Consider the following 15,929-nt stretch of genomic DNA (forward strand, 5'->3'; position numbering starts at 1 on the left):
ACCCGACACCGAGGAGGTGCGAAATGTCCAACATCACACAGGACTTCGCCATTTCAGTTCTTCAGGGCCTCCCCGGCTCAGGCAAAAGCGCACACGCTGAGCAGTGGCTTGCGGGCGATCCGAAGCGGCGCGTTGTCGTCAACCGCGACCGGATCCGGTTTCATCTCTACCGCCAATACAGCGACCTGAGCCGCATCCAGGAGGATCTCGTCACCGGCGTCGAGTTCCGCCTGGCCGACCTCGCGCTTCGGCAGCGGAAATCGGTCATGGTCGACAACACCAATCGCCGGCAGGTGTACGTGGACCAGTGGATGCAGTTGGCCGACAACCACGGCGTGCCCTGCGCGGTGATCACGATCGGCACCCCACTGAGCGAGTGCCTGCGCCGTAACCGCGCCCGGGCGGCAGCTGGCGGACGCTTCGTGCCCGAGGACGTTATCCATGCCATGAGCCGTACCGCCCAATGGGTAACCGACCCGGACCGGAGCGGCAAGATCGCGTGATCAGTCTGCACGTGGACGTCGAGAAGCTCCCGGTCAACGCGTGCGTACACCCCTTCCCTCTACGGTGTGGCACACCAGCGGTCGCAGTCGGCGGCCACGTGAAACAGGAGTGCACAACCATGGTGAAGTTCTTTGTTGCCGACCAGGTCCGTTCATCGAGCGAGTTCGAGGTCAGTGAGAGCTATTTCCGGGAGAACCTCGACGCCGAGCGGGGCGGCGTCAGAATCGTCCGGGACGACGGCGTCACCGAGTTGATCGCCGGAAGCCGCTATCTGCCGCCTGACACTGGGATTCGCACCAAGATGCTCGACGGCAAGCTGCAGGTGGTCTACCGCGACACGGTGCTGAGGGAATTCACCCACTGGCTCGACGCTTCCGAGATCCAGCCGCGGGACTATCCGCTGGGCGCCGACCGGTAGCGGTCTCGGCAGGGGCGATGTCCCTTATTCGTGATCGCGATAGCGTCTGATAGCGCCGGCCGCCTGGCAGCCGTTCCCGGTCTACGTGGTGTTCAGTCAGGCAGGAGCGAGCCTGCGGGCACGCCGAGATGGTCAGCGATGCGATACAGGGTGCTCAGTGTGACGTTCTGTCGTCCGGATTCGATTGTCGATAGGTCAGGCCGTTGCATGCCAATAGCTTTGGCCAATGCTGTCTGAGTCACTTCGCGGTCTTGCCGGGCGGCACGGATGCGCGCGCCCACCGCGGTTAGGCGGGCGTCGAGGTCCATCACAGTGTGGATTATATCCTACGTTGGCAGTGGTGGCCGGTCCGCCTGGTCAGACGACAACAGTTATGAACACGATGAGCAGTATTAGCCCTGCCGCTGCTCCGATACCCCAACTGATCCATCGATCCAGTTGGCGCTGTCGCTCTTGCTCGCGAACCTCGGCGATCTTGCGTGCGCGTTCTGCGTTTTCAGCCTGCTGCCGGCGCTGCTCGGCAATGACCTTCTCTCGCTCCTGGCGGGAGCGTTCACGCTCCTCATCGATGGCTCGTTGTCTAGCCTGCGCCTCGGCTCTGCGCTGTTCTTCTTGCTCGATCCGCGCTCTCTCACGATCAGCCCTCAGGCGGGCGTGTAGGTCGGCGATCGCTTGGTCGTCTTGGACTTTCGAATCTGTTGGTGTTGTGACCACCCCGGTGATCGGGTCGATTTCGCACTTGACGATGTCGTCGGAGTGGAGCCAGGACCATTGGCCATCGACAACCGTGGTGGTGCGCTGGAGGTAGCCGCGTGGCAGGTCGGGCTCGCGCTTGCTTGAGATGCGCTGCACGAGTGTGCCGATCTGGCTGAATGTTGGGTCAATCCAGTAGACGGTTTCGCCGGCATTGATCATTGATGCGGCGTAGCTGCCGAACACTTCCACTTGCCAGGCGCCGTTATCGATGTACTTGGTATTGGCTGTTGTTGCCCAGGGCGAAACGAGCCACACCACCCCCAGGCCGATGGCATCTCTCAGTTCGCGGTAGTCGTCGACCCGGTTCTGCCACTGTGCGCGGTAGTCGGCCGGATCAGTGCCGGCCATCGACTGCTGTTGGCACTCAAATGCGACCCGGGCCCCGTTTTCAAACTCGACGTAGACGTCGGGTTTCCGTTGTCGCCCATCGCGCAGACGTGGCAGGTGCTGGTATTCGAGTTCGAGCACGGGAGGGTGCATGCCAGCCAGCCAGTCATGGATTGCGAGCTTGGCCTGCTGGTGCCAGATGGATTCGGGTCCGCCTCGGTGTATTTCTGGATCGGGCTGCTTCTCGTGGACGAAATGTGCTCGTCGTGCCGCCCCTTGACTGATGGTGCCGAAGGGTTCACATCCCGGTACTGGACACCACAACTCGCCGGCTTTGGTCACCTGTCTGTATGTTCGGCCGCTCGGATCGAAGGGTGCCGGTTCGTCTTTTGCGCCGCGCGGCAGGTAGATGATCTGTGCGTCGGCGTCGCTTCCCAGGCGGGCGTATACCTGGCAGGTCTTTTTGATCCACCAGTCACGCTCTGGGTTGCTGGTCATGTGGGTCAACCTAGCCGCGCCGTATGACACGCTCATCGCCCACGTCGCAGCCCGGCGGCCGCTGCCTGGATGGGATGGTGTTCATGCCCGTGTACAGGCGTCGTGGGCTCAATCTGCGCGGCGTTTCGCTCTGCGCTGATCATTCGGCCGATCGCGTGGTGAGCACTCATGGGCGAGCCGTCGAGCAGGACCGCGTCGCCTCCCCAGGCCCGCACGTCACGGCCGTGCTCCGCGCCCAGGGCGATAGCTTTCGCCACGGTGGAGTTCATCGACTGCGCCCGATTGTCGGTACTGCCTGTGTGGCTCATGCGGTGCACTGTAGGTCGAAACTCGGTTGCCGCGTTTCGTCGAGTTGCGTTGCCTTGCCGGGCCCGGCGTTTACGGTCTCGGTCCCGTCGACAGCCACCGCGTGTACAGGCGCACTGATAAGCCCCCTTATCAGTGACGATTGTTGATCACTGGCGCCTCAGCGGTGAAAGTGGTTTGTGTACAGGACAATACAAGCCGCAGGAGATGCCGCGATGATCGACCAGACAGGGCCCGGGCCGGGGCGATGGAGTGATTTCAGCAGGCCGGTGTTTGATTTCGCGGTCGTGTTGCGGGATGCCGAGGTCATGCCCTACGACGAGGACGAGTACTGGGACAAGCCGCATAAGTGGGATCGCGAGCACCAGCTGTGGCTCGATGCCGGCGCACCGTCCTGCCCTGAGCCGGGAGCACCGCCGGCGCTGAGCTGGCAGCAGTTTCTTCGCAGCGTTGGAGGGGACGGTGACGATGATGAATGAGCTGTCAGCCGCCCGGTTCGCCGGCCAAAAGTTGATCTACCGCGGAGTGCGTTACACGATCGACGATGCTGACGACCTGCCCGAGCTGCTACCAGATGGGACCGGAATGCTCCTGGCGCGCAACCGCCGTGGTGATCTCGTGATCCTGGCGGTCCTCGCTCGTGACGGACGGCTTGAGCGCGCGGCCACTCTGCGCGGTCCGTGGGCGGATGTCACGATCGTTGAGCAGTGAACCTGTCGGCGCCCGTCAGGACGACCTGGCTAGAACCTTCGCGGGGGTCAATCCGTTGATGGTCATTGTCGGTGCGATTCGTTTGGCCAGCTGCAGGGCCTCGTCGAGGCTGTGGCGGAAATTGCGCTTGAATTTGTCGGTGCGGCTTGACGGATTGGCCTCGTATTCGGCGTTGCCGTTCAGGTCGTAGCAGTATGCGCCGTCGGTGACGCACCAGCTGTCCGGGTTGGTGCTGCGCCGTTCGACACTCAGCGAGAAGTGGTGGGCGTCTGGATGGACCGCCGGCAGGCAGGACACCTGGTATCTGGTGACCTCAACAGTTGGTTCCATGGTCTCCCCCGATTATCGACGGACATTGCGATGAGAGTTGTTTAGCACCAACGTCTGACATCACGCTCCGGCGTAGTGGGCCTCTGCCATTTGAGTTGCGATGCTGAGGGGGACATCGGCCTGGCCAATAGGGATGTAGCCGCGCAGCCAGCCGTCGAGGAGGTATTCGCGGCGGATCCACTCGTCGATGTCTTCGCCGGCGGCGTCGAGTTGGTCGAGGATCTGCGCTGCGCGTTGCAGCTGGCCGGTGTCGACTCCGTTGCGTTGGGCGGTGTCATACAGGTCGGTCACGTCTTCGCCGCTTCGTTGCGCGGTGAGCACGATTGCAGCGAGTTCGAAAGTGTAGGGCCGGTTTTCGGGCATTGCGAGTGTCTGGCCTTTCTTTTGTCAGCTGCCGACGACGTAGCCGATGGACATGCCGAGTTCGATGATGAGCAGTGCGGCCGCGGAGGCGGCCAGCGACAGTCGGGTGTTGAGCCGTTCACGAATTGTGGCTGCTGGCTGCGGTCCGGTGGACTGTTGGGGGAACCTGGCGCGGACTTGTGCCCACCGTGTACGCATGTCGGCGAGTTCGTCACCGGAGATCGGTTCTTTGGCGCAGAATCGCACGAGGTCGTACCGGATGCCGGCGGCGATCATGTCCCGGGCGATGCAGGCCCGGTCGACGCTCTCGGCACTGTAGACAGCGGCGCTGGTGTGATACGCCGTATCGGATTTCAGTCGTGGGAGCAGGTCTCGGACGAGGGGCCCAGGCAGTCCCGATTCACGCATGACGTCGAGCTCGGTCAGTGGAGCTGTCGCGGTGATGGTCATCCTTTGCCCCTCGAATAATTGCACGTTGTGTGCCGAGTTTATCCCGGTCTAGATTTTCCCGTTTCACCCAGAAATCGGTATCTACCAGCGGATTTCCTCAGACCACCCTGCTCGATCGGCTCGTCTTGGAACCGGATGTGGCCCGCGTGCGTCCAATCGGACATGGACGCTGAGGAACGCGCCGAGCTGCGCGCGCAGGGGTTGGATCCAGATGACCCTCGGGTGGTGGCAGCGATCGACCTGGTGCGCTGGGAGCTTTCCCTGCTGTGGGTCGACCTCGGCTGCGGTGATGGTGTGTGAGCGGGCTCAGGCGGCGCCGGGCGGGCATGTCGATACTGCCGTGGCGCGATCGGCGGGGCTGATCGGCAGGTGGTACTTGGCGGTCACGCGAAGGAAGCGGGCAACGTATGTGCATCGCTGGGTGTCGGGAAGCCATTCCGACAGGCTTGAATCCTGCTTTGAGGAGTTGCTGGACGCGGAGACAGCCAGCAGGTTTTCGGGGTCGTTGGCGAAAGCCACGCGCTGCTCTAGCGGCCATTGCCACGCACCGGCATTCCATGAAAATGACAGCGGAACAATGTGATCGATAGACGTCTGCTTCAAGGTGATCCGACTTCCGGTGTACGGGTCGGTCGTCCATCCGGCGATTACCTTGCAGTTGCGGGTGCCCGGTTTGTACTCGACATCATGTGGCTGGGCGCGCAGAATTCTGGATCTTGTGTCGCACCCCGAGTGGTCTTGGGGGTCGTTCCACGCCGGCCCGTACACGCAGCCGTGCCCCTTATTGCAGCTGCGGTCGTATCCGTCGACCCGTCCGATCTCGGCAATGGGTGTGGCGTCGAGCAGGTCGGCAATCTCGGTGGAACTGGCAGCTGGCGCCGCCGGCGCGGCCTGCACACCGCCGGGCGCGGTGGCCAGGGTGGGCAATTTGTCGTGGGCTCCGAGGGTGAGGGCGAGCGCGGCCAGGGCGCCGGCGCCGATCGTGATCAGTGATCTTTTGTGTTTGCGTCTCATGGCCGATCGTCCTTGCCCGGTTGGCTGGCGTGCGACTCCGAGGGGGTGTGCCTGTCAGGAGTCGCGCTGCTTGGTCACACTGTGTGGCGAGTGTATCCCGGTTCAATTTTCCTCGTTTCGCCGCGATTTACGCTCTGCACCAAGTGCTTTCATGTCTGCGCGGCTCGGGTGGGCATCGAATGGCCTGGGCCCTGCGGCTGCTCCGGGCGGCCGCCGCGTGGTGGCGGTGGCCGTAGCTGACGCATTCGTGGCGCAGCTCGATCGCGGTGGTTGCCCCGCTGGTGAGCTCTCAGCCGGTCCCACTGACGGCGCGATGCGCACGGTCTAGACTCGAACGGGTGTTCGATCTGTTCGCCGGATGGGAGGAGTCCCCGGACTATCCGACGTTGTTCCGGGTTGATCGGCAGGTGCGTGTCGAGATGGGCCGGGTGCTGCCGCCTTCTGGTCGGCGGCAAGACGAGATCCCGATGGCCATCAAGGCGGGCGGGTTGCGGTTGGAGCCGTGGATGGAAGCTCGCCAGGTTGCGTGGGTGCGGCGGGCGTGCGGCGGGTGGTTGGCGGTGGTGCTTGTGCCGGCGGGGAGTGCCAATGGGCGGTCGGCGGTGACCATGCAGCTATGGGTGCCTCCGGAAGTCATCACGACTGACCTAACGGTTGGCGGTGATGCGCCCGGCGCTCATCGGCGATCACGTGACGAAACTCGGCCCGGGTGACCGGATATTGCGTTGCAGCGAGTTATGCGGCGTCGGCGAGCTGCGCGAAGTCGCTGAGTTCGCCTGGGGTGGTGATGCCGTGGGCACGGGCGCGGTCGATCAGTTCGTGGAGTACTTCGGCGGTGGCGCGTGCATCGTCGAGTGCGCGGTGGGTCGGCAGGTTGGTGGCGCCGAGCAGTTCGGCCAGGGCGCGCAAGGCGACCGTTGGCGCTTCGTCGCGGCTGAACAGTTTGCGCGCAAGGCGCACTGTGCAGATGGACGTGAGGGTGGGCCAGGTGATGCGGTGTGCGGCTGCGGCCGCGGTCAGGAAGCCGAGGTCGAATTCTGCGTTGTGTGCGACGAGGACGGCGCCGTGTGCGAACTCCAGGAAGGCGGGAAGCGCGTCGCTGATCGTGACGGCGCCGGTGACCATGTCTTGGGTGATGCCGGTGAGTTTCACGATCTCGGGGGGTATGGGTTGTTGTGGGTCGACCATGGTGGACATCTCGTCGACGATGCTGCTGGCGCGGTAGCGCACTGCCCCGATTTCGGTGATGGCGTCGCGGGTGGGATCTTCGCCGCAGGTTTCGAGATCGACGATGACGAACGTCGCGGTATCCAGTGCGAGCTGGGCGGGACTGGTTGTGAGTGTGGTCGTCACCGTTTCGCCTCTTTCCCTTGCTCTTTCGTTGATTATCGCCGCACCCACTGACATGGCGCTGATGGCTATTTCTGCCGCTTGCTTTTCTGTGATCGCAGTGTTGTTCGGCGGGTTCCGCTGCTGCTGACCTTGATCGGCTTCTTCTTCGCGGACTTCTCGGCGGCGACGCGTGCGACTTTGACCACCTGGTGGCCCTCGGTGCTGGCCACGACCTTGGACTGCAGGGCGATGTCGCGGAAGGCCCGGATGCGCCCTTGGCGTAGGTGGCTGGCTAGCTGCAGCGCCACCTGCCGTTTCGTCCCGACCGGGTAGGTCTTGTAGACGATCCACGCCCCGACCGGGGTTTTCTGCAGCACGGCGGCCCGGGCGTGGGCGATGTCGGCCGCGGTCGCTTCGTCGGGATCGGCCAGGGTGTTCGCGCCGATCACCTCGGCCGGGGTCATCCGGTTGGTCTCGGCTTTCATGTGGTCGAGCAGGAACTTGTTGGTTCGACCGTTGATCTTGCCGACGTCGCCGGCCTTGATGATGGCGGCGGCCTGCTCGGCGGTTTGTGGTTCGTAGGTCATGTTCTGATCGATCAGGAAGTCGACCGACATGGGTTTGTTGTAGACGAAGGCCTCGACGTTGGGTACGTAGCCGTAGAGCTTGCCGTCCCGTTCTGCGGCCAGGACGACGGTGCGGTCGCCGTCTTTGACCAGGTAGAGAGCGCTCATTGTTCCTCCCTGGGTCGTTGGGTTGGGGTGAACGTGTATTTCTTGACGATCATCGTCACGCCGGCGAGGCTGCGCACGTTCAGCAGGCCGGTGGGCGTGGGGACGTTGTCCCACAGTGCGGCTGATCGGTTGAACGCTGCTTTGCGGATCTCGACGGGTTGGTCGATGTCGCGGTAGGTCTCGTAGTCGGCGTGGCCATCGTTTTTGATCCCCAGTGCCGATTCGGTGTGGAATTGCACTTCGCAGCGGTGTCCGTCGGGGCCGACGAGCACCAGGTGGATGCCCTTGTAGGGGTTGCTCCGGACGAACGAATGCTCGGCGCCGTGTACCGACCAGCCTTGTGCCGTCAGTGTGTCGATTGCGGCGGTCATCGTGGGCACCAGGTCGGCGAGTCGTTTGGTGGTGACGGTGTAGCGCAGGATGTCGTCGAGGCTGTCGGCCGCCTCTTTCGGGCTCATCATGCGTTCGATGGCCTTTGTAGCGATCTTGCGGGCCAGCGACGAGGGAGATTTCAGGCGTTCCTCCAGCCAGGGCATGGCCGCCTTGGTGCCAATCGCCGCGAGAAGCTGTGTCGTCATGGTCTTTTCGTGCTCGCACGCATTCAGCAGTGCGGTGAGCGCGGCGTTGGCGACTTGCTTCGGAAACTTCTTGTAGATGTCGGCCGGCTCCTCCCCCGCCCACCTGAGTTCGGGGGTGTCGTCGCGCCGTTCGGGCAGCAAGTGCTCGGCGGTGAGTTCTTTGAGGTGCCGATCGCATCGTCTCGGTCCTCCTGGGTCGTTCTTACCGCGGCACACGGTCGCGTCGCAGTTGCCCGTCGTTGAAGTCGACTCCGAGCTGCTTGTAGGCCGCCTCGTACTTGGCGATGAGCTTGTCGACAGTGGCGGCCGGCAGTTGCGCCAGACGGTCGGGGTCGGTGTTGTCGGCCAGGTCGGCGAGCTTCACTTCCAGTGCGACGGGGTGCTGCCGGATCTGTGCGTAGTACTCCTCGGCCGGTTTGTTGGTCCGGTCCAGGGCTTCGACGACTGCGATGACGCGTTGTGGGATGCCGGCGTCGATCAGATCGGCGGCGGTGCCGGCGCGGTCTTCGAGGTAGTCGTGCAGCAGCGCCGCGGCGACGGCGTCAGGGTTGGTCTGGTCGACGTAGGAGCCCACTCTGCGTAGGTGTCCGATGTAGGGCTGGCCGGCCTTGTCGCGCTGGTGGGCGTGTGCGCGGTCTGCGATCTGGTCGGCTGTCGCTACGAGGGTGTGCACCACGGTCTTGAGCCTTTCGTGGACGGGAACCTCAGTTCGTGTCCCTATTTACATAACCATGATAGCGCATGATAGGCCGGGGGTGTGACAAAATTTTTCAGCAAAGATTTCACGCCGGTGCAGACATGCAGAAGGGGCAGACCGCGGTCAAGGGGGGAATTTTGGCGGTCTGCCCCTGGTCCAGAAGCCTAGCGCATTCCCGCGAGGCGTGTATTCACTTACCAGTTCTGCACTTTCAATGCCTTTCAGTCGTGCCGGTACGGAAGGACGTGGGAGTTGAGTTGCTCGATAGCGTTGTCGAGATCGACCTGAGTCGGCAAGTCCTGCGCCCCTTCGTCAGGCTGTGCAGCAACTACTTCTGCGCGTATTTCCATCGCCGCACGCAGGAATGACACCGACGCTGTCCGCAGGATTCCCTCGGCGAGGCTGCTCGCATCGGAGGCCATGGCCTGTTCGGTCAGCGTCACGCTATTCAGGCAGCCGCCCCGGCTGGAGCGGAACATTATGGCGCCGCTGGGGTGAACGGTGTCAAAGGCTGGATCTGGTTGTTCGTTCATGCGTTGTCGGCCACCTCACGGAACCGTTGAGCAGCGTCCTGCTCGTGGGTATCCCAGCGGCTGTGCGCCTCATACAAGTTGGTGGCGGTGCGCTCGTGCTCGTCGGCCTGGGCGTGGTAGCTGCGCTGCCTCTCGTCGAGTTTGAGGCGGCCTTCCTCGCGCAGCTCGGCGAACACCGGCCCCAGGGAGTCCAGCGTGGCCTGGATCTCGGCGTTGCTGTTGGGAACCCCACGCAGGTAGGTGGCCGCCTCGTCGTGCCCGGTCGCCGCGGACTGCAGAACCTCGGGCGTGATGTGGATGTTCGGATTGGTCATCGTGCGCTCCTATTTCGAGGTTGGCGTAAGCAGTGTGTTGGGGGTAGCCGATGGCGCGCTGTGGGCCACGGCCGGCGCAGCGGGAACGGGTGTTGGCTCACCGGGTGCCGCTGCCGGCGCAACCGGTGCCTGCGTGGTTGTGGCCGGCGCCAGGGGTGCCGTCGGCAGATCTGGCGGCGCCATCCAGCCGAGGAACCCCGGGCCCGCGGCTTCGGAGATCGGTCGTATTTGGCCGTTGATGACGGCCAGATCCTTGCTCAGCGCATAGACCTGGTGGTCGGTGAACTGACCGACAGCGCCCAGACGCAGCTGCGAGGGATCCAGCGGATTGGGTACCGCTGCCCCAGGAGGTGCGATGTTCACGCCAGCATGCTGGCGGAACGACTCGCCGATCGGCTGGCCGCCAGCGATGGCCTTGGTGACCTCGGCCATCTGCGGGTTCGGCGCGGTGACGGTCTGGCCGTTGGGCAACTGGACTTGGGTCGGGCCAGCTCCGGGCGGCACAGGTGGGGCCAGCGGCGCCGGTACCGGCGCACCCGGAACGGGCTCCTGATTCTTGTTCTCCTCCCCCGGCTTGTCGCCGGGCTTGTCCTCGCCCTTCGGGTCAAGCAGGTTGGGCTGTTCGGGCTTGTCCCCTGCGCCTGGGTCGTCGCCCAGCAGCGGATCCAACAGCGGATCGAGCTTGTCGGAATCGCCGGAGGAGTCTTTCGGCTTGAGCAGGTCGCCGAGGCCGCCCCCAGGACCGCCGCCACCCAGGAGACCTGGGAGTCCCCCACCGCCGCCGCCCAGGCTGGGCATCTGCGGCATCGGGATTTGCGGCATCTGACCGGCACCGCCGTTGAGGAGACCCGGGTCGCCCCCGAGCATGCCGGGATCGCCGCCGAGCAGATCAGCGAGCGGATCGCCGCCGTCAGCGTCGAGACTGCCAGCGCCCCCGGGATCGCCGCCTCCAGCTCCGGCGTCGCCGCCAGCGCCTCCACCGGCGCCCGAGCCGCCCTCTCCGCTGTTGCCCTTGTCGCCGGTGCCGCCGTCGGTCTTGCTTCCATCCGAGTTCGACTTGTCATCGGGATTCGGCGCAGCGTTCAGGTAGGTCAGACCCGCGAGGATCTGCGCCTTGGACTTGTCGTCCAAGTCGGCTGTAGCGACTACTTCGATGATCTCTTTCTGCTTGGACAGTAGGAACTTCTGAAATTCGCGTGCACCCATCGGGGTGTCCAGTGCCGTTTGACGGTTGACCGCGTCCTCGATCGACTGTTGCAGCGTGGCAAGTTTCGCCTTGCCCTCGATGCTCGTCGAATGCGCCGACAGCACCGCGGCCGCCAGGCTGCGATCGGCCGAAGCGACAGTTGAATTCTGGTCCTTGAGAGCCGATTCCAGTTTCTTGATGGCCTCTGCAGCCTTGCCCTCTTGGGGGGCCTCGTTGTCGGACGACGGGGGTGGTGGCTGTGGTGGCGTGGGTGCTCCGTTCGGTTGTTTCGGGCTGTCCAAGCTCGGGTCAGTGGTGGTCGGGCCGTTGGCGTGCGGGGCCGGCGGGTTCGCCGCGGGCCCCGGAGGTGGGGTCGGATCGGGAGGCGGCGCGGTTGGAGGGGCGGCCGGCGGCGTCGGCCCCTGCGCAGGAAACGTCAGCGCGCCGGTGTTGGTGAACAAGTTCGGGTGCTGATTGCGCAGGGCGCCGATCAGTGTGTCGGGCACCTCGCCGCCATGGGAGTCGCGCCACTCGGCGATTCGCCGCTGATCAGGAAACGACAAGCCGTCCCGCCACGCGTTCGGATTTCCCGTCTGCACATTAATGTGTGAGAGGGCTTTGTTGAGTTCTTCGACGGTTGCCATTCTTGATCGCCTTTGTCGTCACCGATTCTTCTGGCCGATTACTGAAAGAATTTCTTGACGACCGATTCGTCGGGCGCAATGTTCTTAGGCGGGGCTATCGGCGAAGCGCCGAAAAGCTTCAAAGCCTGTCGCACGTCGGCGCGTACCTGGTCCAGGTGCTGTTGCAATGCTGAGCCCTCCATGAGGCGTCACTGTACCGAGGCGTAGAGGGCTCCACCACTCACCCTTTGATCTCACGTGGGCTTATGGGGAGTTATGTAGTGACGTGCCGTTTTAGGCCTGCGGAGGTGCTGAATCGTCGAAGTTCAGTTGACGTAGCCGATCGCGCCGGGTGGTGGCATCGGTGGCGGCGTCCGAGACGATTTTTGCGATTTCTCGTTGCTTAGCGAGCAGGAATTGATGAAGCTCGCGTCCAACCATCGGCGAGTCTTCTGGCAACGACTCTTGAGCAGCTGCGCGCTGCTCAATTTCTTCCGAAATTCGGGTCAACCGAGCCTTGCTGTTCACGGCGTTTTCGTAGGCGCCGGAGATGATGTCCTCAAGTTCGCGGTCGGCCGCGCTGCTCTTGGCGTTCCGGGCCACGAGGCGGTCCTCGTGCTCGGGAATTGTGCCGGAGGGATCGCTGTTTTGACCGGCCATGCCCACCATCGTAGGTCCGGCAGATTGCCCGCTCAACGGAACACCCGCCTAGCGCGTGTCGGGCGCCGCCGCAGAATGCTCCACTGCGCCTCACATGCCTGTTGCAGGCGTTATCGCAGCATCTGTCAGTGCTGTTGTTGCAAGTGCTGTCACCTCTGCTGTGGCGGAGTCCCCTCGTCAGCCGGGCGAGCTGGCGTTCTCTGGATAACTCGCAGCAAGAGCCGCCGTGACGACTTCGGACCTGGTGGTCTTCTTCCGACCCGGGTGACCTTCGGTGATCTCACGGGACACCCAGTCGACGATGCGGCCCAGGGCCTCCACCTCGCCGGCCAGCGGACGCATATAGATCGCGACCCACGGTTCCTGTTTCTGCACGGCGGCGCGTCGGAGGAAGAATCCGGCGGTCTGCGGCCGTTCCTCGGGACGGCGTTCCAGCACCAGCTGCGGCAACCGGGCCAGATGCTCGTTCACCGCCTCCAGGATCAGTTCTGTTTGCGGAGGCTGGCCAGCCTGGTCGGCGACGGCCTTGAACCGTTGGCCTACGGAGTTGGCCACGCTGACGCGTGTCGGCATCGGCACGTGCATCAGCGCGTCGGCCCAGTCGATGGAAAGGTCGGGCAGATCCACCTTCCCGACGGTGTCCTTCTCACTGCTGCGGTCTGACTTGCCGGCCTTGCGGCTGGTCTCATCGGGTGTGAACTCGGACTCCCCAGGGTCTGGCTTACTGGCGACGCCCTGGTCAGTCCCCTGGGGTGTGGTGTCACTGTGCTGGTCGGACTCACTTGGCGCCGGCGGCTCCGGTGCAGGGGCAGACTGCTGCGGCTGACGTGGCGGCTCAGGCGCCGGCTCGGGAGCCACACTGAGGTGGGATGCCGGCGTAGGCGCCGGCGGCTGTTCCGCAGCCGCTTGAGTCTTGGTCGTATCGGGTGCCGCTGGATGCCGGGGCGGCGGAACGCTGCGGGTAGCGCGATTGCGACGGCCAGCGCGAAGGCCTTCAATTCCATTGCTCACGGCAGCTCCTCCTGCTTCAGTGCGTGACGAACAGCGACCTCGAGGATGCTTCGGGTCACCGCCTGCATTTCGGAGACGAATGCGGCCGATCGCGCGGGGATGCCTGATCGCCCAGGCGCGCACACAGCCATCGTCAGTTTTCGCCGTTTGAGGAAGGTGTGGTTGTAGACCGCCGGTCCTACGGGGATGTCGTAGGTCTTGCTGATCTCTTCCAGCTGACGCAGTTCAGCTTCGGGTGCCGCTTCAACTCTGTTGGGAATGAACAGCAATGGGTAGCCGCCTTGCAACTCTTTGGCCATCGCTTCGGCCGCTTTGAGTGCCCGGGTTTCAAGGTTGATCGGCACGACGATGACGTGGGCCGCGGCGACAGCGCCCAGTGTTGAGCTGACGCCACCGGGGTGTGTGTCGACCACCAGGGCGCGCCCGAACGACTGCGACCACTTTTCCAATGAGCTGGCCATCCGGTCAGCGGGCGGCTGGTTGGTGGCGAAGTCGGGGTGTGAGGGGATGAGGTCGGCGCGGACCCGGCCACCTGACAGGGCGCGGGGAACGCGGTCGGCTTCCAGCGCATCGAGCAGCGGGGCGGTGGTGCGGGTTTCATGGCGGAATCCCCACGCCCGTGTCGCACCACCTTCGTCCCAGTCCAGATCGGTCAGGATCGCGTCGAGCAGCCAGGCGATTTCCTTGGCGAGTTCCGTTTTACCGACCCCGCCCTTCCATGCGGCGACAGTGACGATCAACCGCGGCAGCAGCCAGTACACGACGTCGAGCGAGTCGAGGCCGAGGCGCGCACGGAACTCGTCGAGCGGACTAGGTCCACCGTCGGCCGATCCGACCCCCGTCAGACCGATGCGGGCGAGTACATCATCGGGTGCCGGTGATGACACATCGTCGATAGTTGTCATCACACCGCACTCCCCTGTTCGCGGCAGCACGTGCGTGTTATACCGCTGTTATCGACTACAGCTCTGCCTACCACCGTGGCTACCCCTTCTGTCTACCTCTTCACACACCGTCACTCTGTGTGACTGCACAGCTGATGGTACCGCTGTTATCGCAGCTGTGTTCACCACTGCTGTCACGCGCCTGCGCGCTACATGTTGTCAGCGCCACTGTCGCCGCCCCCGCCACATCCCGCTATTGCCGTTGTTTGTTGTGTTTTCCGTCACCATCGGCACCTCTGTCTATTAGCACATCTCTACACACCTGTCAGCGCTGCGCGTTCTGTCAGCTTCGCTATCGCATGTTGAGTTACAGCTCTTGTTGTCGACTGCTAACACAGTCTGATAGCAGAGATACTGTTGCATGCACTATCACCTATGACAGAGGCTTGTGACAATACCGATTGATGGCCCAGCTGACCGCGTCGCGCGCCCAATGCCTTCTCGGCGGTACACATACTCAGAAGCCTCCGTTTGTGCGTCAGGAGCGAAACTGGGGCGTTTTCCCAAGTGGTATTTCGCTCGCTCCGCTGCAGCTCTGATGCGGTGTTGCGTGGGCTATCACCGCAGCTAGCACCGTCTTTGTTGCAGCCCGTGTTGCACTTCGGTCCAGCGGTTCGAGCCGCAACAGCGTCCGCGCGCGCCGCGCTGGCGCGGGGTAGCGCACAGCTGGCGCACTCGGGTCAGGCGTTGGCGCACCTGGTTCGCTTCTGTCGAGGTCTGCCGACCGCTCTGGCGCACCTTTTCGCCATCGTTCTGGCTGCCGGCCTCGTATCATCGTCGCGACCTCATGCCACCTCATCGCCCAGGAGAACCCTTCGTGACCGCTCAGACGCCCAATCCCAACCGGCGCGCAGGTATCGCCGTCGCCGTGATGGTCGCGGTTGTCGCTTGCGGGATCGGGGCGGCTGCCATTTTCGGCGGTGAGGACGTACCACCGCCAGACGAGGACGCGTACGTCGAAGCATTGTTCACCTCCAAGTGGGACCGATTGCTACCCAAACGGCCGTTCATCGAGCAGGGTTACGAAGCCTGCGAACTGCTGCGGTCCGGCCACACGGAACAGGAGGCGACCCTGGCCATGTTCGGTCGGGATACCAGCACAGGAACGGTGCCCGAAAAGGTGCGAGAGCGGTACGAACGGCAGACTGTCGCCGCGCATAAGCACCTCTGCCCAGGTACGTGAACCCGGCGGCTGCCTGCAGCTTCCAGGGCAGCGATCGCCGGTCTTCTTCGCAGTTTGTCGGCAACAGCGTGCGCCGCTGACCTGGGGGTTTTCGATCCGTCTCAGTACCTAGCGAGGTAGCGGCGGGTATGCCGACCTGCATACCCGCCGTCACCTAAGTGCTACTTCCGGCCCGGGCGCCGGCCGAGGGCGATAAGGACGGCTTGGAACACCACCACCGCGGCACCCGGATCCTTCAGATGCCAGGCCACTCCCGCGTATCCAGTCGCCACTGCCAGGGCCACATAGCCGCCGCGATTGGGCTGCTGGGAGCGCCGAAGGCCTTCGTTATCATTGCTTGTCATGCCGCGGTACTCCGCTCGTCGAAACCAAACGGCCGGACAACGTTGACGCCACCCGCCGCGACCCCGAGTGGGGTCGTAGTTTCTGGGCGGAACTCGGCAAAAACACATGGTCG

At 63.8% G+C, this 15,929-nt stretch carries 25 protein-coding genes; 7 read left to right on the plus strand and 18 right to left on the minus strand.

From position 1 onward, the window contains the following. Positions 1-23: 23 nt before the first annotated feature. Together ACWDTP_RS12120 and ACWDTP_RS12125 are read left to right on the plus strand one after the other, a co-directional pair. Complete coding sequence (locus tag ACWDTP_RS12120) at positions 24-503, plus strand: AAA family ATPase (RefSeq protein WP_450019875.1); 480 nt, start codon at positions 24-26, stop codon at positions 501-503. 119 nt (positions 504-622) lie between these two features. Next, positions 623-922 (plus strand): hypothetical protein, encoded by a 300-nt coding sequence (locus ACWDTP_RS12125; protein WP_450019877.1) that lies wholly within the window; start codon positions 623-625, stop codon positions 920-922. Positions 923-1,014: 92 nt separating this feature from the next. On the opposite strand, the gene ACWDTP_RS12130 is transcribed toward ACWDTP_RS12125, so the two are convergent. Genes ACWDTP_RS12130 through ACWDTP_RS12140 form a run of 3 tightly spaced genes read right to left on the minus strand, consistent with a single transcriptional unit; the run spans position 1,015 to position 2,811 of the window. Further along, the gene (locus tag ACWDTP_RS12130; protein WP_450019879.1) at positions 1,015-1,230 is read right to left on the minus strand and encodes a helix-turn-helix domain-containing protein; all 216 of its coding nucleotides are present in this window, start codon (positions 1,228-1,230) and stop codon (positions 1,015-1,017) included. A gap of 49 nt (positions 1,231-1,279) precedes the next feature. Then, positions 1,280-2,503 (minus strand): hypothetical protein, encoded by a 1,224-nt coding sequence (locus ACWDTP_RS12135; RefSeq protein WP_450019881.1) that lies wholly within the window; start codon positions 2,501-2,503, stop codon positions 1,280-1,282. Between the two features lie 32 nt (positions 2,504-2,535). Then, complete coding sequence (locus ACWDTP_RS12140; protein WP_450019883.1) at positions 2,536-2,811, minus strand: DUF7460 domain-containing protein; 276 nt, start codon at positions 2,809-2,811, stop codon at positions 2,536-2,538. 213 nt (positions 2,812-3,024) lie between these two features. Here ACWDTP_RS12140 and ACWDTP_RS12145 point away from each other — a divergent pair, with 213 nt between their 5' ends. Beyond that, positions 3,025-3,288, plus strand: coding sequence for a hypothetical protein (locus tag ACWDTP_RS12145; RefSeq protein ID WP_450019885.1), 264 nt, complete (start codon positions 3,025-3,027; stop codon positions 3,286-3,288). Then, positions 3,272-3,520, plus strand: a complete 249-nt coding sequence (locus ACWDTP_RS12150; protein WP_450019887.1) for a hypothetical protein — start codon at positions 3,272-3,274, stop codon at positions 3,518-3,520. The genes ACWDTP_RS12145 and ACWDTP_RS12150 overlap by 17 nt, the downstream gene beginning before the upstream one ends. A gap of 15 nt (positions 3,521-3,535) precedes the next feature. On the opposite strand, the gene ACWDTP_RS12155 is transcribed toward ACWDTP_RS12150, so the two are convergent. From ACWDTP_RS12155 to ACWDTP_RS12165, 3 genes are read right to left on the minus strand one after another with little or no spacing between them, the layout of a single operon-like run. Continuing rightward, the gene (locus tag ACWDTP_RS12155; RefSeq protein ID WP_450019889.1) at positions 3,536-3,850 is read right to left on the minus strand and encodes a hypothetical protein; all 315 of its coding nucleotides are present in this window, start codon (positions 3,848-3,850) and stop codon (positions 3,536-3,538) included. A 60-nt stretch (positions 3,851-3,910) separates the two neighbouring features. Beyond that, positions 3,911-4,213, minus strand: coding sequence for a hypothetical protein (locus tag ACWDTP_RS12160; RefSeq protein WP_450019891.1), 303 nt, complete (start codon positions 4,211-4,213; stop codon positions 3,911-3,913). A gap of 24 nt (positions 4,214-4,237) precedes the next feature. Then, positions 4,238-4,663, minus strand: coding sequence for a hypothetical protein (locus ACWDTP_RS12165; protein ID WP_450019893.1), 426 nt, complete (start codon positions 4,661-4,663; stop codon positions 4,238-4,240). A gap of 162 nt (positions 4,664-4,825) precedes the next feature. Between ACWDTP_RS12165 and ACWDTP_RS12170 the strand changes: the two genes are divergently transcribed. Next, the gene (locus ACWDTP_RS12170) at positions 4,826-4,963 is read left to right on the plus strand and encodes a hypothetical protein (protein ID WP_450019895.1); all 138 of its coding nucleotides are present in this window, start codon (positions 4,826-4,828) and stop codon (positions 4,961-4,963) included. 6 nt (positions 4,964-4,969) lie between these two features. Here ACWDTP_RS12170 and ACWDTP_RS12175 read toward each other — a convergent pair whose 3' ends face one another. Further along, the gene (locus ACWDTP_RS12175) at positions 4,970-5,677 is read right to left on the minus strand and encodes an HNH endonuclease family protein (protein ID WP_450019897.1); all 708 of its coding nucleotides are present in this window, start codon (positions 5,675-5,677) and stop codon (positions 4,970-4,972) included. Between the two features lie 338 nt (positions 5,678-6,015). Here ACWDTP_RS12175 and ACWDTP_RS12180 point away from each other — a divergent pair, with 338 nt between their 5' ends. Beyond that, positions 6,016-6,390: a hypothetical protein gene (locus ACWDTP_RS12180; RefSeq protein ID WP_450019898.1), complete on the plus strand. Its 375-nt coding sequence runs from the start codon at positions 6,016-6,018 to the stop codon at positions 6,388-6,390. 22 nt (positions 6,391-6,412) lie between these two features. Here the strand turns inward: ACWDTP_RS12180 and ACWDTP_RS12185 are convergent, their stop codons facing one another. The 10 genes from ACWDTP_RS12185 to ACWDTP_RS12230 all read right to left on the minus strand — a co-directional run bounded on the left by ACWDTP_RS12185 (position 6,413) and on the right by ACWDTP_RS12230 (position 14,250). After that, positions 6,413-7,030 carry an exonuclease domain-containing protein gene (locus ACWDTP_RS12185; protein WP_450019900.1) on the minus strand — a complete coding sequence of 206 codons (618 nt, stop codon included), beginning with the start codon at positions 7,028-7,030 and terminating at the stop codon, positions 6,413-6,415. 65 nt (positions 7,031-7,095) lie between these two features. Further along, on the minus strand, positions 7,096-7,743 hold the full coding sequence (locus tag ACWDTP_RS12190) for a hypothetical protein (protein ID WP_450019902.1): 648 nt from the start codon (positions 7,741-7,743) through the stop codon (positions 7,096-7,098). Beyond that, complete coding sequence (locus ACWDTP_RS12195) at positions 7,740-8,462, minus strand: hypothetical protein (RefSeq protein ID WP_450019904.1); 723 nt, start codon at positions 8,460-8,462, stop codon at positions 7,740-7,742. The genes ACWDTP_RS12190 and ACWDTP_RS12195 overlap by 4 nt, the downstream gene beginning before the upstream one ends. A 61-nt stretch (positions 8,463-8,523) precedes the next feature. Further along, complete coding sequence (locus ACWDTP_RS12200; RefSeq protein ID WP_450019906.1) at positions 8,524-8,997, minus strand: HD domain-containing protein; 474 nt, start codon at positions 8,995-8,997, stop codon at positions 8,524-8,526. Between the two features lie 242 nt (positions 8,998-9,239). Next, complete coding sequence (locus ACWDTP_RS12205; RefSeq protein WP_450019908.1) at positions 9,240-9,551, minus strand: DUF2694 family protein; 312 nt, start codon at positions 9,549-9,551, stop codon at positions 9,240-9,242. Beyond that, the gene (locus tag ACWDTP_RS12210) at positions 9,548-9,865 is read right to left on the minus strand and encodes a type VII secretion target (protein WP_450019910.1); all 318 of its coding nucleotides are present in this window, start codon (positions 9,863-9,865) and stop codon (positions 9,548-9,550) included. The genes ACWDTP_RS12205 and ACWDTP_RS12210 overlap by 4 nt, the downstream gene beginning before the upstream one ends. Positions 9,866-9,874: 9 nt before the next feature. Then, the gene (locus tag ACWDTP_RS12215) at positions 9,875-11,695 is read right to left on the minus strand and encodes a DUF4226 domain-containing protein (RefSeq protein WP_450019912.1); all 1,821 of its coding nucleotides are present in this window, start codon (positions 11,693-11,695) and stop codon (positions 9,875-9,877) included. Between the two features lie 273 nt (positions 11,696-11,968). Then, a complete protein-coding gene (locus ACWDTP_RS12220) occupies positions 11,969-12,334 on the minus strand; it encodes a DUF4226 domain-containing protein (protein WP_450019914.1) in 366 nt (121 codons plus the stop codon). Between the two features lie 177 nt (positions 12,335-12,511). After that, positions 12,512-12,961: a hypothetical protein gene (locus ACWDTP_RS12225; RefSeq protein WP_450019916.1), complete on the minus strand. Its 450-nt coding sequence runs from the start codon at positions 12,959-12,961 to the stop codon at positions 12,512-12,514. Positions 12,962-13,341: 380 nt separating this feature from the next. Then, a complete protein-coding gene (locus tag ACWDTP_RS12230) occupies positions 13,342-14,250 on the minus strand; it encodes a ParA family protein (RefSeq protein ID WP_450019918.1) in 909 nt (302 codons plus the stop codon). A gap of 856 nt (positions 14,251-15,106) precedes the next feature. On the opposite strand from ACWDTP_RS12230, the gene ACWDTP_RS12235 reads away from it, so the two are divergent. Continuing rightward, positions 15,107-15,472 (plus strand): hypothetical protein, encoded by a 366-nt coding sequence (locus ACWDTP_RS12235; RefSeq protein ID WP_450019920.1) that lies wholly within the window; start codon positions 15,107-15,109, stop codon positions 15,470-15,472. A gap of 161 nt (positions 15,473-15,633) precedes the next feature. Here the strand turns inward: ACWDTP_RS12235 and ACWDTP_RS12240 are convergent, their stop codons facing one another. Then, the gene (locus tag ACWDTP_RS12240) at positions 15,634-15,816 is read right to left on the minus strand and encodes a hypothetical protein (RefSeq protein ID WP_450019922.1); all 183 of its coding nucleotides are present in this window, start codon (positions 15,814-15,816) and stop codon (positions 15,634-15,636) included. Between the last annotated feature and the right edge of the window lie 113 nt (positions 15,817-15,929).

This window comes from Mycobacterium sp. NPDC003449 (assembly GCF_053588415.1).